Raw genomic sequence first — 19,844 nt, forward strand, 5'->3', positions numbered from 1 at the left:
TCACTCTAGATCGCCGGTGGCGCGCAGCCGGAACCGCTGCAGCTTCCCGGTCGCCGTGCGCGGCAGAGCGTCCAGAAACACGATCTCGCGCGGGCATTTGTACGGCACCAGCTCGGCCTTCACGAACGCCCGCAGTGCGTCCGGGTCCCGGCGGGCGCCCTCGCGCAGCACGACGTAGGCGACCGCTATCTGCCCGCGCTCGTCGTCGGGGCGGCCCACCACCGCGGTCTCCGCGACGTCCGGGTGCCGCAGCAGCGCGTCCTCGACCTCGGGGCCCGCGATGTTGTACCCCGCAGAAATGATCATGTCATCCGCGCGGGCGACGTACCGGAAGTAGCCGTCGGGATCGCGGACATACGTGTCCCCGGTGACGTTCCAGCCGCCGCGGACGTACGTCGTCTGCCGCTCGTCGGCGAGGTAGCGGCAGCCGACCGGGCCGCGCACGGCGAGCAACCCGGGTTCTCCGTCCGGCACTTCGGTCCCGGTGGCGTCGATCACGCGCGCCTGCCAGCCGGGTACGGGCACGCCCGTAGCCCCGGGGCGGATCGCGTCGTCGGCGGCGGATATGAAGATGTGCAGGAGTTCCGTGGCTCCGATGCCGTTGATGATGCGGATCCCGGTCGCCTCGTGCCAGGCGCGCCAGGTCGCGGCCGGCAGGTTCTCGCCCGCCGAGACGCACCGACGCAGCGAAGCGAGGGCGTGCGTGTCGGTGCCGTCGATCCCGTCGAGGAGCGCGCGGTACGCGGTCGGCGCGGTGAACAGGACGGACACCCCGTGCTCGGCGATGGCGGGCAGCAGCTGCCGCGGTCCGGCCTGTTCCAGCAGCAGCGACGAGGCGCCGGCCCGCAGCGGGAAGATGACGAGACCGCCGAGCCCGAACGTGAAGCCGAGCGGCGGGCTCCCCGCGAACACGTCGTCCGGCCTCGGCCGCAGGACATGGCGCGCGAACGTGTCGGCGACGGCGAGGACGTCCCGGTGGAAGTGCATGCAGCCCTTGGGGCGCCCGGTCGTGCCCGAAGTGAACGCGATCAGGGCGACATCGTCGGCGGCGGTCGCCACGGCGTCGTACGTCTCGGGCTGTCCGGAGCCGCGCCGCAGGAGGTCGTCGGGCCCCTCGCCGCCGAACGGTGTGACGCGCAGCCCGGGCACCTCGGCCTTCACCAGGTCGTCCGTGGTCCTGGCGTCGCACAGCGCGTGCGTGACCCGCGCGAGGGAGCAGATCGTCGCCAGCTCCTGCGACCGCGCCTGCGCGAGGACGGTGACGGCGACCGCGCCCGCCTTCATCACGGCCAGCCAGCAGGCCGCGAGCCAGGGCGTGGTGGGGCCGCGAAGGAGTACCCGGTTCCCCGGCCGCACGCCCAGCTCGCCGCTGAGTACGTGCGCGATCCGGTCGACGCGGCGGAGCAGTTCCCCGTACGTCCACACCTCCCCGTCGCCGGTGCGGAACGCGGGACGCTCCGCGCCGAACCGCTCGACGGTGCGGTCGAGCAGCTCGGCCCCGCAGTTGAGCCGCTGCGGATAGCGCAGTTCGGGGAGGTCGAAGACGAGGTCGGGCCAGAGTTCGGGCGGCGGGAGATGGTCGCGCGCGAAGGTGTCGACGTGGGCCGATGTGTGCTGCGGTGGAGCGTCTGTCATGGCCGTGCGCCCCCTTGTCATGGTGGGCTCGCGCAAACAGGTATCGGTGGGCTCGCGGAACGAGCGTATCGTGATGGTGACGACAGTCAACGGTCCGCGATAACGTGAGGGAGCCGGCCCGAGCCGCCGGCGAACCGGGAGGCGCCGACAGATGACCGCAAAGTCCGCAGCTCCGTCATTCTCGCTCGACCCAGCACAGACCGCCTGGTGTGCCGAGCTGTGCGCGCTCGCCGCCGAGCGGCTCGCACCCCTCGCCGAGAAGGGCGAGCCGGGGAAGGTGAACCGGCCGCTCGTCGCCGAGCTCGGCCGGCTCGGCCTCCTGGAGCGGCTCTTCCGCTCCGGCGCCCTCGACCTGTGCCTGATGCGCGAGTCCCTCGCCCGCGTCTGCACGGAGGCCGAGACCGCTCTCGCCCTTCAGGGACTCGGCGCACACCCCGTGCACGCGTACGGCACCGACGCGCAGCGCGCGCACTGGCTGCCGCGCGTCAGCGACGGCACGGCCGTCGCGGCCTTCGCGCTCAGCGAGCCGGGCGCGGGTTCCGACGCCGCGGCCCTCGCCCTGCGCGCCGAGCCCGACGGCACCGGAGGCTGGTGCCTCATCGGCGAGAAGACCTGGATCTCGAACGCCCCCGAGGCCGACTTCTACACCGTCTTCGCCCGTACGGCCGAGGGCGCCGGCGCCCGTGGCGTCACCGCCTTCCTGGTCCCGGCGGACCGCCCCGGCCTCACCGGCACCCCCCTCGACATGCTCTCCCCGCACCCCATCGGCTCCCTCGGCTTCGACGCGGTCCCGGTCACCGCCGACGACGTGCTCGGCGAACCGGACCGCGGCTTCCGCGTCGCCATGACCACCCTGAACCTCTTCCGCCCGAGCGTCGGGGCCTTCGCCGTGGGCATGGCGCAGGCCGCGCTCGACGCGACGCTCGACCACACCGCCCGGCGCGACGCGTTCGGCGGCAAGCTGAAGGACCTCCAGACGGTCGCCCACCAGGTGGCCGATCTCGCCCTGCGCACGGAGGCGGCCCGCCTCATGGTCTACGCGGCGGCCTCGGCGTACGACGCGGGCGCCCCCGACGTGCCGCAGCGCGCCGCGATGGCCAAGCTCCTGGCCACCGAGACCGCCCAGCACGTCGTCGACACCGCCGTCCAGCTGCACGGCGCCCGCGCCCTGCAACGCGGCCACCTCCTCGAACACCTCTACCGCGAGGTGCGGGCACCCCGCATCTACGAAGGGGCCAGCGAGGTCCAACGCTCGATCATCGCCAAGGAGTTGTACGCGTGAGCAGTATCGAGCGGATCAATCCACCCGAACTCTCCCCGGCCACCGGCTTCTCGCACGCCGTCACCGCCACCGGCGGCCGCCTGGTCTTCCTCGCCGGACAGACCGCCCTCGATGCGGACGGCAAGATCACCGGCGACACGCTCCCGGAGCAGTTCGAGCGGGCCCTGGCCAACCTCCTCACCGCACTGCGCCACGCGGGAGGCACCCCCGACACCCTCGCCCGCGTCACCGTCTACGCCACCGACGTCGCCGACTACCGCACCCACGCCCGTGAACTCGGGCGTATCTGGCGCGAGTCGGCGGGCCGCGACTATCCGGCGATGGCGGTGATCGGCACGACCCGGCTGTGGGACGAGCAGGCACTGGTGGAACTGGACGGGCTGGCAGTCGTGCCGGACTAGGGGGTGTCCGTCGGTCCCGGCCGACTACTCCTGCGGCAGGATCACCGCGCGTCCGCGCACCGCCCCGTCGTGCAACCGCTGGCAGGCGGTGGGCGCGTCGTCGATGCCGTACGTCTCCATGTGTACGTAGATGACATCGGCCCGCGGCCCTGAACGGCGTCAATCGAGTCAGATGTCCCGGAACGTCTCGATCTGCGCGCCAACGGAGTTGAGCCGCTCGGCCAGGTCCTCGTAGCCGCGGTTGATGACGTAGACGTTGCGCAGCACAGACGTGCCCTCGGCGGCCATCATCGCGAGGAGCACGACGACGGCGGGGCGCAGCGCGGGCGGGCACATCATCTCGGCGGCGCGCCAGCGCGTCGGGCCCTCGACGAGGACGCGGTGCGGGTCGAGCAACTGGAGGCGCCCGCCGAGCCGGTTCAGGTCGGTGAGATAGATCGCGCGGTTGTCGTAGACCCAGTCGTGGATGAGGGTCTGGCCCTGCGCCGCCGCGGCGATGGCCGCGAAGAAGGGCACGTTGTCGATGTTGAGCCCCGGGAACGGCATCGGGTGGATCTTGTCGATCGGCGCCTGCAGTTTGGAGGGCCGGACGGTGAGGTCCACCAGGCGCGTGCGGCCGTTGTCCGCGAAGTACTCGGCCGTACGGTCGTGGTCGAGGCCCATCTCCTCCAGGACCGCGAGCTCGATCTCCAGGAACTCGATCGGCACCCGCTTCACCGTCAGTTCGGACTCGGTGACCATCGCGGCGGCAAGCAGGCTCATCGCCTCGACCGGGTCCTCGGACGGCGAGTAGTCCACGTCGACGTCGATCTGCGGCACGCCGTGCACGGTGAGGGTGGTCGTGCCGATGCCCTCGACACGTACGCCCAGGGCCTCCAGGAAGAAGCAGAGGTCCTGGACCATGTAGTTCGAGGACGCGTTGCGGATGACGGTGGCGCCATCGTGGCGGGCGGCCGCGAGCAGCGCGTTCTCGGTCACGGTGTCGCCGCGCTCGGTCAGCACGATCGGCCGGCCGGGGGAGACGCCCGCCTCGACCTGCGCGTGGTACAGCCCCTCGGTCGCCGTGATGTCCAGACCGAACCGGCGCAGCGCGATCATGTGCGGCTCGATGGTGCGGGTGCCGAGGTCGCAGCCGCCCGCGTACGGCAGCTTGAAGTGGTCGAGGCGGTGCAGGAGCGGGCCGAGGAACATGATGATCGAGCGCGTGCGGCGGGCGGCGGCCGCGTCGATGGCGTCCATGTCGAGGGCGGCCGGCGGCACGATCTCCAGGTCCACGCCGTCGTTGATCCACCGGGTGCGGACGCCGATGGAGTTCAGGACCTCGAGGAGGCGGTAGACCTCCTCGATGTGGGCGACGCGGCGCAGGACGGTGCGGCCCCGGTTGAGGAGCGAGGCGCACAGCAGCGCCACGCAGGCGTTCTTGCTCGTCTTCACGTCGATCGACCCGGACAGGCGACGGCCGCCGACCACGCGCAGGTGCATCGGACCCGAGTAGCCGAGAGAGACGATTTCACTGTCGAGCGCTTCGCCTATGCGGGCGATCATCTCAAGGCTGATGTTCTGATTGCCGCGCTCGATGCGGTTGACGGCGCTCTGGCTGGTACCGAGCGCCTCGGCAAGCTGCGACTGTGTCCAGCCCCGGTGCTGACGGGCGTCACGGATGAGCTTGCCGATGCGTACGAGGTAGTCGTCTGCCATGTCGGCAGGCTATCTCAGATATGAGATGCCGCATTCCGGGGGGCCCATTGGAGTGACGGGCCGTCAATCGGCCCTGGTGGCGCGCGAGCGCGTGTGCGGGACGATGAGGGGGACGGTCCGCCGGTGGCGCGGCGGGACGGCTCGGCCAAGGCCGGGCATGACCAGTCCGGCCTCGTGTATTAGAGTTATCTCGACATCGAGATATCTGCAGAGGCGCACCGCAGCCGCCATGCTCGGTAAGGGTTACCTAAGTTAGCCTTACCTTAGCGGATCGGCGAAATCGTCGTGGCGGCAGGATGCGGTGGAACGCGCACATATATGAAGGAGACTGTCGTGTCGGCGAACAGCTTCGACGCCCGCAGCACGCTGCGCGTGGGCGACGAGTCTTACGAGATCTTCAAGCTGGACAAGGTCGAGGGCTCCGCGCGCCTCCCTTACAGCCTGAAGGTTCTCCTTGAGAACCTGCTCCGCACCGAGGACGGCGCGAACATCACCGCCGACCACATCCGTGCGCTCGGCAGCTGGGACTCCCAGGCCCAGCCGTCCCAGGAGATCCAGTTCACGCCCGCCCGCGTGATCATGCAGGACTTCACCGGTGTGCCCTGTGTAGTGGACCTCGCCACCATGCGTGAGGCCGTGAAGGAGCTCGGCGGCGACCCGGCCAAGATCAACCCGCTGGCCCCGGCCGAGCTGGTCATCGACCACTCCGTCATCGCCGACAAGTTCGGCACCGCCGACGCCTTCGGTCAGAACGTCGAGCTGGAGTACGGCCGCAACAAGGAGCGCTACCAGTTCCTGCGCTGGGGCCAGACCGCCTTCGACGAGTTCAAGGTCGTCCCCCCGGGTACCGGCATCGTCCACCAGGTCAACATCGAGCACCTGGCCCGCACGGTCATGGTCCGTAACGGTGTGGCCTACCCCGACACCCTCGTCGGCACCGACTCGCACACCACGATGGTCAACGGTCTGGGCGTCCTCGGCTGGGGCGTCGGCGGTATCGAGGCCGAGGCCGCGATGCTCGGCCAGCCGGTCTCCATGCTCATCCCGCGCGTTGTCGGCTTCAAGCTCACCGGTGAGCTCAAGCCCGGCACGACCGCCACGGACCTCGTGCTCACGATCACCGAGATGCTGCGCAAGCACGGTGTCGTCGGCAAGTTCGTCGAGTTCTACGGTGAGGGCGTCGCCGCCACCTCCCTGGCGAACCGCGCCACCATCGGCAACATGTCGCCGGAGTTCGGCTCCACCGCCGCGATCTTCCCGATCGACGACGAGACGCTGAAGTACCTGAAGCTGACGGGCCGCGACGAGCAGCAGGTCGCGCTCGTCGAGGCGTACGCCAAGGAGCAGGGCCTCTGGCTGGACCCGGCCGCCGAGCCCGACTTCTCCGAGAAGCTGGAGCTCGACCTCTCCACGGTCGTCCCCTCCATCGCCGGCCCGAAGCGCCCGCAGGACCGCATCGTCCTCGCGAACGCCGCGCAGCAGTTCGCCGTCGACGTGCGCAACTACGTCGTCGACGACGACGAGGCGGGCAAGGAGTCCTTCCCGGCCTCCGACGCCCCGGCGAACCACCCGAACGGCGCCCCGTCGAAGCCGGTCCAGGTGACCGCCCCCGACGGCTCGACGTACGAGATCGACCACGGCGCCGTCACCGTCGCCGCGATCACGTCCTGCACCAACACGTCGAACCCGTACGTGATGGTCGCCGCCGCGCTCGTCGCGAAGAAGGCCGTCGAGAAGGGCCTGACCCGCAAGCCGTGGGTCAAGACCACGCTCGCCCCGGGCTCGAAGGTCGTCACCGACTACTTCGACAAGGCCGGTCTGACGCCGTACCTGGACAAGGTCGGCTTCAACCTCGTCGGCTACGGCTGCACCACCTGCATCGGCAACTCGGGCCCGCTGCCCGAGGAGGTCTCGAAGGCGGTCAACGAGCACGACCTGGCGGTCACGTCGGTCCTGTCCGGCAACCGCAACTTCGAGGGCCGCATCAACCCCGACGTCAAGATGAACTACCTGGCGTCCCCGCCGCTGGTCGTCGCGTACGCCATCGCCGGTTCGATGAAGGTCGACATCACCAAGGACGCCCTGGGCATCGACCAGGACGGCAAGCCGGTCTACCTCGCGGACATCTGGCCGACGGAGGCCGAGGTCAACGACGTCGTCGCCAACTCCATCGGCGAGGACATGTTCAACAAGTCCTACCAGGACGTCTTCGCGGGTGACGCCCAGTGGCAGGCCCTGTCGATCCCGACCGGCAACACCTTCGAGTGGGACTCCGAGTCCACCTACGTCCGTAAGCCCCCGTACTTCGAGGGCATGACGATGGAGACCACCCCGGTCTCCGACATCACGGGCGCGCGTGTCCTCGCCAAGCTGGGCGACTCGGTCACCACCGACCACATCTCCCCGGCCGGTGCGATCAAGGCCGACACCCCGGCCGGCAAGTACCTCACGGAGCACGGCGTCGAGCGCCGTGACTTCAACTCCTACGGCTCGCGCCGTGGCAACCACGAGGTCATGATCCGCGGCACGTTCGCCAACATCCGCCTGCGCAACCAGATCGCGCCGGGCACCGAGGGCGGCTACACCCGCGACTTCACGAAGGACGGCGCCCCCGTCTCCTTCATCTACGACGCCTCGCGCAACTACATCGAGCAGGGCACCCCGCTGGCCATCCTGGCCGGCAAGGAGTACGGCTCGGGCTCGTCCCGTGACTGGGCCGCCAAGGGCACCGCGCTCCTGGGCGTCAAGGCCGTCATCGCCGAGTCGTACGAGCGCATCCACCGCTCGAACCTCATCGGCATGGGCGTCCTGCCGCTCCAGTTCCCGGAGGGCGCCTCGGCCGAGACCCTCGGCCTGACCGGCGAGGAGACCTTCTCCTTCACCGGCGTCGAGGAGCTCAACAACGGCACCACGCCGCGCACGGTCAAGGTCACCACCGACACCGGTGTGGAGTTCGACGCGGTCGTCCGCATCGACACCCCCGGTGAGGCGGACTACTACCGCAACGGCGGCATCATGCAGTACGTGCTCCGCAGCCTGATCCGCAAGTGATGTGCCCCTGGGCATGAGTGCCCAGGTTTTGTGGCCGCCGCCCCTCACGGGGTGGCGGCCACTGCTGCATGTGGAACGCTGCTTTGGGGGCTCGCGGGGGGTGTGCCTGGTCTTGGCGCGGTGGCGGCGTGGCTGTTGCTCTCCGACGCCGACGGCGTTCGTACGCAAGGGGTTTGATGTTGCCCCCGGCTGCCGGTCAGGTCCGCCCTCTTCGCCGGTGTCGGCCGAGCGGTTTGCGCCAGCACTGTCTGACGTCGCCGCACCACAACTGACGCGCGCCCTATGGTGGACGGCGTGCGTGTGCACCCAGGGACGTACGACGACGGGGGTGGCCAGTGGATCCGGGCACAGTGGGACTGCGGATCGCGTCCGCGGTGGTGGTGCCGTTGCTGAAGCGGCTCGTCCTGCCCCCGCCCAAGGCCCCGGGAGCCGAGTTCGCCGAACGGCCCGTGCGCATCCAGGGCATGCTGTCCTTCGTGGGGGACCACCCCACCGTCAGCCGGGACGATCTGCACCGGCTCGCCCGTGAGCTGGTGCGGCGTGCGGTGCGCGCGGCCGGTCCCCACGAGCGGCCCGTCGAGGACGACGAGCACGACGCCGTCGGCCAGGCACTGACCCGGACCCTGTTCGCCTTCGGCGAGCTGGACATGGACGACGTACAGATCTTCCTCATGGGGCCCGAGAAGCTGGCCGCCGCACTGTCCCGGCAGGCCGGCCCCGACACCCGCCGGCTCCTCACCCGGGACGCGGCCCTCTTCCACGACCGCCTCCTGGAGACGGCCTGTGTGCACCTGGTGCGGCTCTTCACACAGCGGCCGGGGTTCGACGCGCGGGCGCGGCTCGCGGACGCCCGCGAACTGCGCGATGTCCACCGGACGCTGGAGGTCGTGTTGCGCAGGGTGTCGGGCGACGACCGGGCCGCCCTCGACGGCCGGTTCGAGGAGAGTTACGCGCAGTACGTCGTCCGGCGGCACGGCACCCTCACCATCTACGGGGTCGACCTGCGCGACCCCGGAGGCCTTGAATGGCCCCTGGACACCGCCTACTTGAGTCTGCGCGCCGTCGCCGCCCCGGCTCCCGGCAGCGAGTCCGACGATCCCGACGACGAGCCGGAGAGCGGCCTGGAGGAGAGCGTCGAGGAAGCCCTCGCCACCCGCGGCCGCGTCCTGCTGCACGGCTTGGCCGGCACCGGCAAGACGACCCTCGTGCAGTGGCTCGCGCTCACCACCGCACGGCAGGACAGCGTGCCCGGGAACCTGCCGCAGCTCCTGGGCCGCGTCCCCTTCGTGCTCCCGCTGCGCAACCTCGCCCGCGAAGGCGCCGGGCTCCCGCTGCCCGACGACTTCCTGCGCTGGATGGACTGCCCGCTGGTCGGCACCGAACCCGACGGCTGGGCCACCCGCGTGCTGCAGAACGGCCGCGGCCTGATCCTCATCGACGGCCTGGACGAGATCCCCAAGGCCGACCGCACCCGCACCCGGAACTGGCTGCGCGAGCTCCTCGGCATCTTCCCCGGCAACCTGTGGCTGGCCACCACCCGCCCTTCCGCACTCGGCCCCGGCTGGCTGCGACGGGAGGACTTCCACGAGTTCACCCTCGACGCGCTGCGCCCCGCCGACCTGCGCCGCTTCATCGGCCGCTGGCACGAGGCGGCCGGCGCGCGCCCGGGACTCGGCGACGAGCTGATCCAGGCGCTGCGCGCGAGCCCCGGCCTGAGCAGGCTCGCCACCAACCCGCTGATGTGCAGCCTGATCTGCGCCCTGCACCGCGAGCGCCGCGGATTCCTGCCGCGCGGCCGCGCCGCCCTCTACAAGGCCGCGCTGTCCATGCTGCTCGAACGGCGCGACATGGAAAGGGAGTTGTACGGCCGCGGCGGCGGACCCGAGCTGGACGAGGAGGCCGCCACCGAGCCTCTCAAGCGCCTCGCGTACTGGCTGATCCGTAACGAGCGCACCCAGATCGAGCGGGACGACGCCGTGGACGTGGTGCGCCGCCTCCAGCCCCAAGTACCCAGCCTGGACAGCCTCGGAGAACCCGAGGACGCCCTCCAGTACCTGCTCGAACGCTCCGGGCTGCTGCGCGAACCCGTCGCGGGCGCCGTCGACTTCATCCATCGCACGTTTCAGGACTACCTGGGCGCCAAGGCTGTATTGGAGGAGCGTGACTTCGGCATGCTGGTGAGGAACGCTCATGTCGATCAATGGGAGGACGTGGTCCAGATGGCCGTCGCGCAGGCCGACCACAACGGGCGCGCCGATCTGCTGATGCGGCTGAGCGACCGCGGCAACCGCGAGAAGGACGACACCGTCCGGGCCCGGTTACGTCTCCTCGCCCTCGCCTCCCTGGAGCAGGCGACCCGTCTGCAGCCCGCCGTGCGGCAGACCATCGAGGCCGAGGCCGCGCGCATGCTGCCACCGCGCAGCCTGCGCCAGGCCCGGGTTCTCGCCCGCACCGGGCCCCTCCTGCTCGGCCTGTTGCCGCGCGCCGAGACACTCGACAGCGATGAGGAACTCGCCACGGTCCACGCCATCTGCCAGATCGGCGGGGACTCCGCCATCCCCCGGCTGCGCGAGTTCCTCGACACCCGTCAGTCGGCCGTACGCGCTCAACTCCTCGGTCACTGGGACCGGTTCGACACCGACACCTACGCCGAGGAGATCATCCGGCCACTGCTCGCCACCTCCCCGGCCGAGTCCGTCACCGTGCGCTCGGCGGCCGAGCTCGCCGCCCTCGCCGCCATGCCGGGCTGCGAACGAGTGGGTATCCACGGCGACTTCGACCCCGAGGCCATCCGAGCAGCCCTCGATCCGGGCCGGCTGCGCGAACTGCGACTGCGCGGCGCCCGGCAGCTGCGCGACCTGACGCTGCTCGACGACTTCGGCGCCCTGGAAGCGCTCACCCTGCAGGGCTGCCGCAACCTCACGGATCCCGCCCCGCTCACCCGGCTGCCACGGCTGCGCAGCCTCACCCTCGCCGACCTGCCGCAGTTCGAGGCGCTGTCCGACCTGGCGGGCTGCCCCGGCCTTGACGCCCTGCACCTGGGGCCCCAAGTACCCTGGCGCGGCCTCGCCGAACTGCCCTTCCTCGACCGGCTTCGGGTCCTCGCGCTGCCCCCGGGCACCGTGGAGCTGGCCGAGCTCGCCCGCTGCACAGGCCTGCGGGAACTGCGCCTGCACGAGGCCGGCGACAAGCTGCTCCCCGACGACTGGGGCAAGACCCTCGCCACCCTGACGACGCTGCGCACGCTGACCGTGTCGCCGGAGCAGCTGAGCGTGCTGCTGTTCGGCCAGCGCGCCCAGATCTCCGCGGTCACCCAGCTCTACGTGTACGCGAAACCCGGGTCCCCCGTGTCGCTGCGGCGTATCGCCCGCTGGCTGCCTGGCCTGACGGAGCTACACCTCACCCAGGGCACCGACATAGACCTGGCGCCGCTGAAGGGCATGAGCGCGCTGCGCCGGGTGCGGCTCGCCTATGCGCGCAACGTGAGCGCGGCCGAGGAACTGCCCGCCGGAGTCGACCTGGAGATATATCCGCATCCCTGACGCCCTGCCCTGACGCACTGCCTTGACGCACTGCCCTGACGCACTGCCTTGACGCACTGCCTTGACGCACTGCCTTGACGCACTGCCTTGACGCACTGCCTTGGCGACTGCCCTGCCTGCCGGGCCGCGACCGCCCGCGTGATCCTCTGGCGAGAGATCCACCGCACAGGTAAGTTCGGTGGTACGAGAGGCAGTTGTGCACACCGAGGGGAACCGGGACACTTCTGATGGGCAGGTCGCCAGTGCCATTTCTGTACGCGCGCGACCCCTTGGTGCGTTCCCTCGTCCCTGCCCTCACCGGCCTCGCCTACGACGAACGGGCCCGCAGAAAGCGGGAGTTCGGCGACGATGTGCCCGTCGTCCTGATCACTGGTCAGCACGGCATGGGCCGCAGCGCCGTCCTCGACGGGCTCGCCCGGCACTACCACCGCAGACTCTCCCTCGCCCATGTACGCGTGGTGCCCGCGGGCACCACCGCCGCACCGGACGCCGCACGGCCCGCCCCGGCGGGCGGTCCCGAACCGGCCCGCGCCGCCGACCTGGTGGAGATCCTCGAGCGATTGGTGTGCGCGTTCACCCCCTCGCTCGCCCGGTTCCCCGTGCTGGTCCCCGGCCTGTTCGCCGTCTCCGGCTGGCACGCGGGAGACGTCGAGGAGCGGGACGCCCTCTGCGCTCGCCACGCCCGCCTGCTGATCGCCTGCGGCCTGCGCACCGGCGACGAGCGCGACGTGGCGCGCGAGTGGTCCGCGCAGGTGGAGGCGTCCATCGCGGCGCACGCCGACGGCGCGGCCGACGCCGCCGAGGAGGCCGACTCCCTGCCGGTCACCCGGGCCGTCCTGCGCGAACTCGACACGCTGCGCCCCGCGGGCGCAGCCCGCCAGTGGTACGCCAAGCGGCACCCACTCGCCGACGATGCCGCAGGCGCCGACGGTGCGGAGGGTGCCGACGGCGGCCGGGACCCGCTGGTGCAGCTCGGCCGCCGCTTCCACCGCGGCGGCGACTACCGGCGCGCCGTCGAGTCCGACCTCATGGCGGCCTTCCTTGAGGAAGTCGGCGCGGCCTATGGCTGGGTGCACCTCCTGAACCGCGACCCCTGGCCACTCATCCTGCTCGACGAGGCGCACACCCCCGCAGGGCAGCGCTTCCTGGACCTGCTCCTCGAACACCGCGCCGCGCCGCAGCGGCCCGGCCGCCGCGACCGCATCACCGTCGTCGCCGCCCGCCTCGGCGACCTCCCCGAGGACGAGGCCCCGCACGCCGTACGCAGGGAACTCGCCGACCTGCTGCCCCCTGCGGGCGGCCCGCAGGGCGACCACGCCGCACAGGTCTGGCAGCGCACCGGCCACGACCCGTCGGCCGGTCTGCTCGTCGTGCCGCTCACCCCGCTCGGCCGCGACGACGTCCTGGCCATGCTCGACCGGGCCTCCTCCCGGCTGCTCCACCCCCACCTGGCCTCCGCACTGCACGCCCTGACCGGTGGGCACCCGCTGGCCGGAAAGCTGCTCTGCGACGCGGTGGTGCACGCCGCGGGGGAGCGCCGCACCGTCACGCCCAAGGACCTGCTCGACCTGGAGACGGAGAGCGGGCGGCCCGTCACTCAGGTTCTCCTGGAGGACCTGCTGCCCGACCGCCGCCAGCGCGACCGCCTGGTCGTGCTGTGTCTGGCCAGAGACCACCAGGCCGCGGCGGCGCTCGCCGAGGACCTGGCCCTGGACGGCCCGGAGCAACTGCCCGTGAACGCGGCGGCCCAGTACCTCGTCGAGCGCCACTGGCAGCGCCCCGTACCCCCCGAAGTGCCCTTGGTGGACCACGCGTTGCTGCAGACGCTCCTCGTCCACGAGGCACGCCGCACCTCGCCCCCGGCGGGTGAGCCGCACAGCTGGCACCAGATCCACCGCTTCCTGCACCTGCATCACGTACAGCGCGCCGACACCGAGGAGGCCGACGCGCTGCGGCACAGCCTGGCCACCGGGAACGCGGCGCAGGTCGTGGACATGCTGGCCGACGAGTTCGACGCCGAGGAGGCCGAGCAGAGCGTCGAGCACTGGCTGCTCTGCCTGCGGCGCTGTGCCTCGGCCCCGACCCCGCCCGCCGGCAGCGCACCGGACGGCGCCGCCCCCTGGACCGACGAGCGCGTACAGATCGCGCTCGGCGAGCACGCCTCCCGCTACACCCACCTCGACGAGGCGGGCCGTGGCATCAACCGCCTGCTGCACGCCCTGTGGTACCTGTCCGAGCCGTACGCCGACGCGGCCATCGACCCCGACGCCGAGACCCTGTGCCAGGCGGTCGGCGACGAACTGGGCTTCCTCTCCCGGCGCCACCCCACGTGGTACGCGGCGCTCGGCAGGGCCGCCCGCGACTGGCCGCCCGCCGCCCGCAAACGACAACCCCTGCCCATCCCCGCCATCGAAGGATCATGATGTTCAGTGGCCGACCCAAGGAGTGGGGTCCGCTGGATTGGTGCGTCGCCCTGGTCGTCGTACTCGTCCTGATCGGTGGCTTCGCCGCGTGGCAGCAGACCCGCCCCGGACCGTGCGGCGACGGCATGGACAAGCGCGGGGACGACTGCGTCGGCGTCACCGACCGGGCCTTCGAGACGGGCGACGACACCGTCGACAGCCTGCTCCGCGCCGTGGCGGACGAAAACGCGCGCGTGAAGCGCCAATGGGACGACCCGCAGGGCCAGTCGACCCGCATCCCGTACGCACGGATCGCGCTGATGATGCCGTTCACCTCGGACTCCACCAGCGCGATGACCCGCGAGATGATCCGGCGCGCTCTGGCCGGCGCGCTCGCGGCGCAGCAGCAGGCGAACAGCGCCAGTGGCCCCCACTACCAGCTGCTCCTCGCCCCCGACGGCCGCGACCTCGACCAGTGGCAGGACGTCGTCGACCGGCTCGGCGAACTGACCCGGGACGAGGAAGCACCACTGGTCGGTGTGACCGGCATCCCCAGCAGCACGATCCACACCCGCAAGGCGGTCGCCGAACTCTCCCGCCGCTCCATTCCCACCGTGGGCCCCGTGATCACCGCGGCCTCGATGAACTCCCGCTACTTCTTCAAGACGTCCCCCAACAACGAGCAGTTCGCCCAGGCCCTCGGCGAGTACCTGAAAGAACACCCCGGCAAGAGCCGCGGCTTCCTTGTCTGGGACAGCCGCGAGGACGACGTCTACTCGCAGGACCTGCGGGCCGTCTTCAAGAAACGCTTCGGCACCGCCTACGACCTGGACACCAACAACTCCCACTTCATCGGCTCGTCCGGCGACGACCAGGGCATCCCGCGGCGGTTCGCCGACGCGGCCGAGAAGATATGCCGCGACAAGGCGGACACGGTCTTCTTCGCGGGCCGGGACCAGGACCTGCCCGCGTTCATCAACCGCCTCGCGGACGAGGGCAGTTGTGATCGGAGTCAGCAGCTGCGGATCCTGAAGATCGGCATCGGCCTGGAGCCCACCCTCACCACCTCGTCCACCGTGCGCAGCCTGCACACCACCAACACGACGATCGTGGACGCCTCCGCCTACGACCCCGACTGGGCGAAGGGCGAGAACTCCCCGCCCCGCGGCTCCGCCGCCTTCCTGGCCCGCTTCCAGAAGATCGACAAGGCCTACGGTGTGGGGTCGTCGCCGCTCTCCGACGGCTACGCGGCGATGTACTACGACGGCTTCACCCTGCTCACCGGCGCGGTGGACCGCACGTACAGCGAGGTCAACGAGGGCGGGACGCAGACCCGGGAGCCCGCCCGGCTCCCCACGGCCAAGGACGTGTACAGCACGCTGACCATCTCGACCATCGACGGAAACGACTGCGCCGGCTGCCTGGTGGGCGCCGGCGGCACGTACGGCTTCACGGGCCCGGGCGAGAACAACCAGTGGGCGCTCTGCAAGCCCGTCCCGATCGTCGAGTTCCCGTCCACATCCGCGAAGTCGCCTCCGCTGTACCGCACTTACCGCGGCGACAAGGCGGGCGCCTGCCCTTCCTGAGCCGCGTCAGTCGCGCCGCGGGCCATGGCGCGGAGCCAGGGCCTTTCGTTTGGACGACGCAGTCCTCGCCTCCTTCTTCACTTGCTCTGCATCGGCGCCGAGAGCGCCCCGCTACGACGCGCGCCGGCTGGTCGGGCTCCTCGTCGCAGGCCTGCGCGAGCCGCGCTGACCCCACGACGGCGGGCGGGGCGGGACCGGCAACTCCCGGTCCCGCACCGCCCGTTGAGCGAGTCACTCACTCCGTCACGACAGCAGCTCCACCTCCGCCACCGTCGCGGCCCCACCGGCGAACACCAGCCGGTAGTGCTTGTACGTGCCCGGCTCGCCCACCGAGAACGCCCGCGTCTGCTTGTCCCAGGAGAAGGACTCGCCGGACCGCTGGTCCAGCGTCTTCCACGACGAGCCGTCGGCCGAGGCCTCCAGCTTCCAGCCCGCCGGGGCCTTCGCCCTGTCGTCCGACGTCAGCGTGTACTGCACGGCCTTCGCGCCGTCAGTGCCGACCGGCAGCTCCACCGACTCCGAACTCGCGCTCGTCGCCGAGGAGTTGTCGAACAGCGGGCCCGAACCCGTGATGGCGTCCTTGCGCGGCGACGGCACCTTGTCGTCCTGCGTGATCGAGACCGGCGCCGCGTTCTTGCCCGTGCCCCACTTCGACGGCTTCGGGCCCATCGCGAACTCCAGGACTCCGCCCTTCGCGACGACCGAGTGCGGCAGCGACGTCGACGTCCAGTTCTTGCCGTTGACCTTCAGGCCCTGCACATAGATGTTCTTCGCGCTGTTCTTGGGAGCCTTGACGAGGAGGTCCTTGCCGTTCTCCAGGTGCAGCGTCATCTTCGTGAACTGCGGGGAGCCGATGGCGTACTCGCCGCTGCCCATGACCAGCGGGTAGAAGCCGAGCGAGGAGAAGAGGTACCAGGCCGACTGCTCGCCGTTGTCCTCGTCGCCGTGGTAGCCCTGGCCGATCTCGCTGCCCGTGTAGAGGCGGGAGAGGACCTCGCGGACCTTCTCCTGCGTCTTGGACGGCCGGCCCGCCGCGTCGTACATGTACGTGATGTGGTGCGCCACCTGGTTCGAGTGGCCGTACATGCCCATCCGGACGTCACGCGCCTCCGTCATCTCGTGGATGACGCCGCCGTACGAGCCCGCGACGTCGTTCGTCGCCGTCTCCGGGGTGGCGAAGAACGTGTCGAGCTTCTTGGCGAGGCCGTCGCGGCCGCCGTAGAGGTTGGCGAGCCCGCGCGAGTCCTGCGGGGCGGTGAAGGCATAGCCCCAGGCGTTGGTCTCCGTGTAGTCGTAGCCCCAGATGCGCGGGTCGAACTTCGACGACTCGACGCGCCAGTCGCCCTTCTCGCTCTTGCCCTGGAAGAAGCCCGCCTTGGGGTCGAACATGTTCACGTAGTCGCGGGCCCGGTTGAGGAAGTACTCCGACTCCTCCTTGTAGTGCTTCTCACCGGTCTTCTTGTAGAGGGCCTGGCCCATCTGCGCGATGCCGTAGTCGTTGAGGTATCCCTCAAGCGCCCAGGACAGACCCTCGTGGGTGTCCGTGCTCGTGTAGCCGAGGAACGGCGACGTCTGCATGCCCTTGCGGCCGACGCCGGCCGCGGGCGGCACGACGCTCGCGTTCTTCAGGGCCGCCTTGTACGCCGCCTCGGCGTCGAACTTGACGCCCTTGGCGTACGCGTCGGCGAACGCCACGTCCGACGACGTGCCGGTCATCAGGTCCGCGTAGCCCGGCGACGACCAGCGCGAGATCCAGCCGCCGTCCTTGTACTGCTGCACGAACCCGTCGACGAGCTCGCCCGCCTTCTTGGGCGTCAGGAGCGAGTAGGCCGGCCAGGTCGTGCGGTACGTGTCCCAGAAGCCGTTGTTGACGTACGGCTTGCCGTCGACGATCTTCGCGCCGGTGTGGGTCGGGGTGTCCGGGCCCGGCATCGGCGAGAACGGCGACGCGTACTGGTACGTAGAACCGACCTTCTCGAAGCCGGAGTTGGGATACAGGTACAGCCGGTACAGGGACGAGTAGAGCGTGGTGCGCTGGTCGGCCGTGGCGCCCTCCACCTCGACCTTGCCGAGGAGCTTGTCCCACTGCGCGCGGGCGCTGTCCCGTACGGACGTGAACGACGAGCCGGACGGCAGCTCCTGCGCGAGGTTCGCCTTGGCCTGGTCGATGCCGATCAGGGACGTCGCGAGACGCAGGGTGACCGCCTTGTCGGCGCCCGGCTTGAAGCGGAGGTAGCCCTTGGCGCCGGCGGAGTCGCCGCCGGTGACCGGGGTGTCGAAGACGCCGTAGACGAAGAGCCGGGTCGCGCCCGCGGAGAGCCCGGACTTCACGTCCGAGTAGCCGGTGACGATGCCCTTGTCCTTGTCGAGCGTGAGGCCCGCCTGGTCGGAGACGTTGTCGAAGATCACGCTCGCGTCGTCACCGGGGTAGGTGAAGCGCAGCATCGCCGCGTGGTCGGTCGGCGTCATCTCGGCCTTGAGGCCGTTCTCGAAGCGCACCCCGTAGTAGTAGGGGCGGGCCGTCTCGTTCTCGTGCTTGAACGGCAGCGCACGGCCGGTACGGGAGGTGTCCGGGGTGCCGGACGCCGCCGACGGCATCATCTGGAACGTCTGCCGGTCGCCCATCCAGGGGCTGGGCTCATGGCTGGCGCTGAACGCCTCCATCGTCGGCAGGTTGTCCGCGTTGTTGTCGCGGCTGTAGTCGTAGAGCCAGCTGAGCGAGCCGGCGTTGGTCACCGGCGTCCAGAAGTTGAAGCCATGGGGGACCGCGGTGGCCGGGAACGTGTTGCCACGCGAGAAGCCGCCGCTGGAGTTCGTGCCGCGGGTCGTGACCGCGTAGTCCGACAGATGCGCCTTCGGCGGCTCCGGCTTCGCGGCCTTCAGCGCGATGTCGTCGACCCAGCCGCGGAACTTCGCCGGGCCCTTCGGCGAGTCGTACGCCACCAGGATCCGGTCGACGGTCTTGCCGGCCGCGACCGAGCCGATGGAGGAGGCGACGGCGTTCCACTGGTTGACGTAGAGCCGCTTGGCCGCGCCCTGCCCCTGCGGCGTCAGCAGCCCGCCGTTGCTGTCGGTGGCCTTCAGGTCGCTCAGATAGGTGCCGTCGGTGAAGGCGAGGTCCACGGAGACGTTCGTGGCGTCGTAGTCGCGGTCGCCGTCCGCCATCGACGGGAAGATCTTGTACGAGAGCTCCGTGTCACGGGCGACGGCCACGTCGACGTCGAAGACCTTGTTGTACGAGTACGCGCGCGAGTCGGCCTTGTGCGTGCCCGCGTAGCGCAGGGCCTTCTTGCCGGTGAAGCCCGCGCCCGCCTTCGCGGTGGGGGAGCCGCTGGGGCCCTTGTCCACGAGGGACAGCATGTCGTCGGGCGTGGGCGAGCCGGTGTCGGCGGTGGCCAGCTGGAGGTCGGCGAGCTGCGTGGCGTCGCCCGCGCCGTTGTTCTTGGTGAACTCGATCCGGAAGTGCTGGTACTCGGCCGGGTTCTGGAGGTCGTACTTCTTGGTCTGGAAGCGGTCGGCGAAGCTCTCCCCTGTGCGGGTGTCGAGCGTCGTCCACTCCTTGCCGTCGGTGGAACCCTTGAGGGTCCAGTCCTTCGGGTCGCGTTCGGCGTGGTCGTTGGCCGACGTCAGGGCGTACGTCGTGATCTTGGCCGGTGCGTCCAGGTCGTACTCGACCCAGGCCGTCGGCTCGAAGGAGAGCCACTTGGTGCTCGACTCGCCGTCGAGGAGGTTCTCCTTGGTCTCACCGCCGCCCGCGTTCTCGTCGCTGGCGCGGACCTCCGTGACATGGCTGTTGACATTGCCCGGAAATCCGCCGCTGTCGCCGCCGTCGACCCCGGACGACCGCTTCGTGCCGTCCGCGGCGGTATCCACGGTGTTCAGCCAGGTGGGGGCGGGATCGCCCGTTTCGAACGAGGAGCTGAACTCGCGCTCGGCGCGGGGCTGTTGGCCGGGGGACGCGGCGGACGCTCCCTGACCGGCGGCGACGAGCGCGAGTGAGGCCGCCCCCAGGGCGGCCGTGGCCTTGAGTCTGTGTCTGGATCTGCCGTCCATTCGCGTGCACCCTCCCGGCGCGAGACAACGTTGTCAGTTCGCAGCGCAGGGTCCAGTAGGGAGGTAAGTCGCCTGTGGTGTCAAGGTGTTGGGATCGGCGTGTGCGGCGCGCGGGACGAGAAGACTGGCGCGACCATCCATTAAGCGAGGTCATCGGTCGCCCGGCACGCATGGCCGCTCATGGGTGCCTCATA

General features: G+C 70.5%; 9 protein-coding genes. 6 read left to right on the forward strand and 3 right to left on the reverse strand.

What is annotated here, in order from left to right; genetic code table 11:
- On the reverse strand, positions 1-1,635 hold the full coding sequence (locus ACY0PA_RS31075) for an AMP-binding protein (RefSeq protein WP_473080806.1): 1,635 nt from the start codon (positions 1,633-1,635) through the stop codon (positions 1-3).
- Positions 1,636-1,786: 151 nt separating this feature from the next.
- Between ACY0PA_RS31075 and ACY0PA_RS31080 the strand changes: the two genes are divergently transcribed.
- Positions 1,787-2,917, forward strand: a complete 1,131-nt coding sequence (locus ACY0PA_RS31080) for an acyl-CoA dehydrogenase family protein (protein ID WP_473080807.1) — start codon at positions 1,787-1,789, stop codon at positions 2,915-2,917.
- Complete coding sequence (locus ACY0PA_RS31085; RefSeq protein ID WP_473080808.1) at positions 2,914-3,318, forward strand: RidA family protein; 405 nt, start codon at positions 2,914-2,916, stop codon at positions 3,316-3,318. Before ACY0PA_RS31080 ends, ACY0PA_RS31085 begins: the two co-directional genes overlap by 4 nt.
- A 168-nt stretch (positions 3,319-3,486) precedes the next feature.
- Here ACY0PA_RS31085 and ACY0PA_RS31090 read toward each other — a convergent pair whose 3' ends face one another.
- Positions 3,487-5,016 carry a helix-turn-helix domain-containing protein gene (locus ACY0PA_RS31090; protein ID WP_473080809.1) on the reverse strand — a complete coding sequence of 510 codons (1,530 nt, stop codon included), beginning with the start codon at positions 5,014-5,016 and terminating at the stop codon, positions 3,487-3,489.
- A gap of 333 nt (positions 5,017-5,349) precedes the next feature.
- Between ACY0PA_RS31090 and acnA the strand changes: the two genes are divergently transcribed.
- From acnA to ACY0PA_RS31110, 4 genes are all read left to right on the forward strand, one after another.
- On the forward strand, positions 5,350-8,067 hold the full coding sequence (acnA, locus tag ACY0PA_RS31095) for an aconitate hydratase AcnA (protein ID WP_473080810.1): 2,718 nt from the start codon (positions 5,350-5,352) through the stop codon (positions 8,065-8,067).
- A gap of 350 nt (positions 8,068-8,417) precedes the next feature.
- A complete protein-coding gene (locus tag ACY0PA_RS31100; RefSeq protein ID WP_473080811.1) occupies positions 8,418-11,609 on the forward strand; it encodes an NACHT domain-containing protein in 3,192 nt (1,063 codons plus the stop codon).
- A 242-nt stretch (positions 11,610-11,851) separates the two neighbouring features.
- Positions 11,852-14,032, forward strand: coding sequence for an ATP-binding protein (locus ACY0PA_RS31105; RefSeq protein ID WP_473080812.1), 2,181 nt, complete (start codon positions 11,852-11,854; stop codon positions 14,030-14,032).
- The gene (locus ACY0PA_RS31110) at positions 14,029-15,597 is read left to right on the forward strand and encodes an ABC transporter substrate-binding protein (protein ID WP_473080813.1); all 1,569 of its coding nucleotides are present in this window, start codon (positions 14,029-14,031) and stop codon (positions 15,595-15,597) included. The genes ACY0PA_RS31105 and ACY0PA_RS31110 overlap by 4 nt, the downstream gene beginning before the upstream one ends.
- A 243-nt stretch (positions 15,598-15,840) precedes the next feature.
- On the opposite strand, the gene ACY0PA_RS31115 is transcribed toward ACY0PA_RS31110, so the two are convergent.
- Positions 15,841-19,650, reverse strand: coding sequence for a GH92 family glycosyl hydrolase (locus ACY0PA_RS31115; RefSeq protein WP_473080814.1), 3,810 nt, complete (start codon positions 19,648-19,650; stop codon positions 15,841-15,843).
- Positions 19,651-19,844 lie beyond the last annotated feature (194 nt).

This window comes from Streptomyces sp. DS1-CR2 (genome assembly GCF_055760475.1).

Coding starts and splice junctions, on each gene's coding strand:
- ACY0PA_RS31075 (WP_473080806.1), bottom strand. CDS start 1,635: ATGACAGACGCTCCACCGCAGCACACATCGGCCCACGTCGACACCTTC.
- ACY0PA_RS31080 (WP_473080807.1), top strand. CDS start 1,787: ATGACCGCAAAGTCCGCAGCTCCGTCATTCTCGCTCGACCCAGCACAG.
- ACY0PA_RS31090 (WP_473080809.1), bottom strand. CDS start 5,016: ATGGCAGACGACTACCTCGTACGCATCGGCAAGCTCATCCGTGACGCC.
- ACY0PA_RS31110 (WP_473080813.1), top strand. CDS start 14,029: ATGATGTTCAGTGGCCGACCCAAGGAGTGGGGTCCGCTGGATTGGTGC.
- ACY0PA_RS31115 (WP_473080814.1), bottom strand. CDS start 19,650: ATGGACGGCAGATCCAGACACAGACTCAAGGCCACGGCCGCCCTGGGG.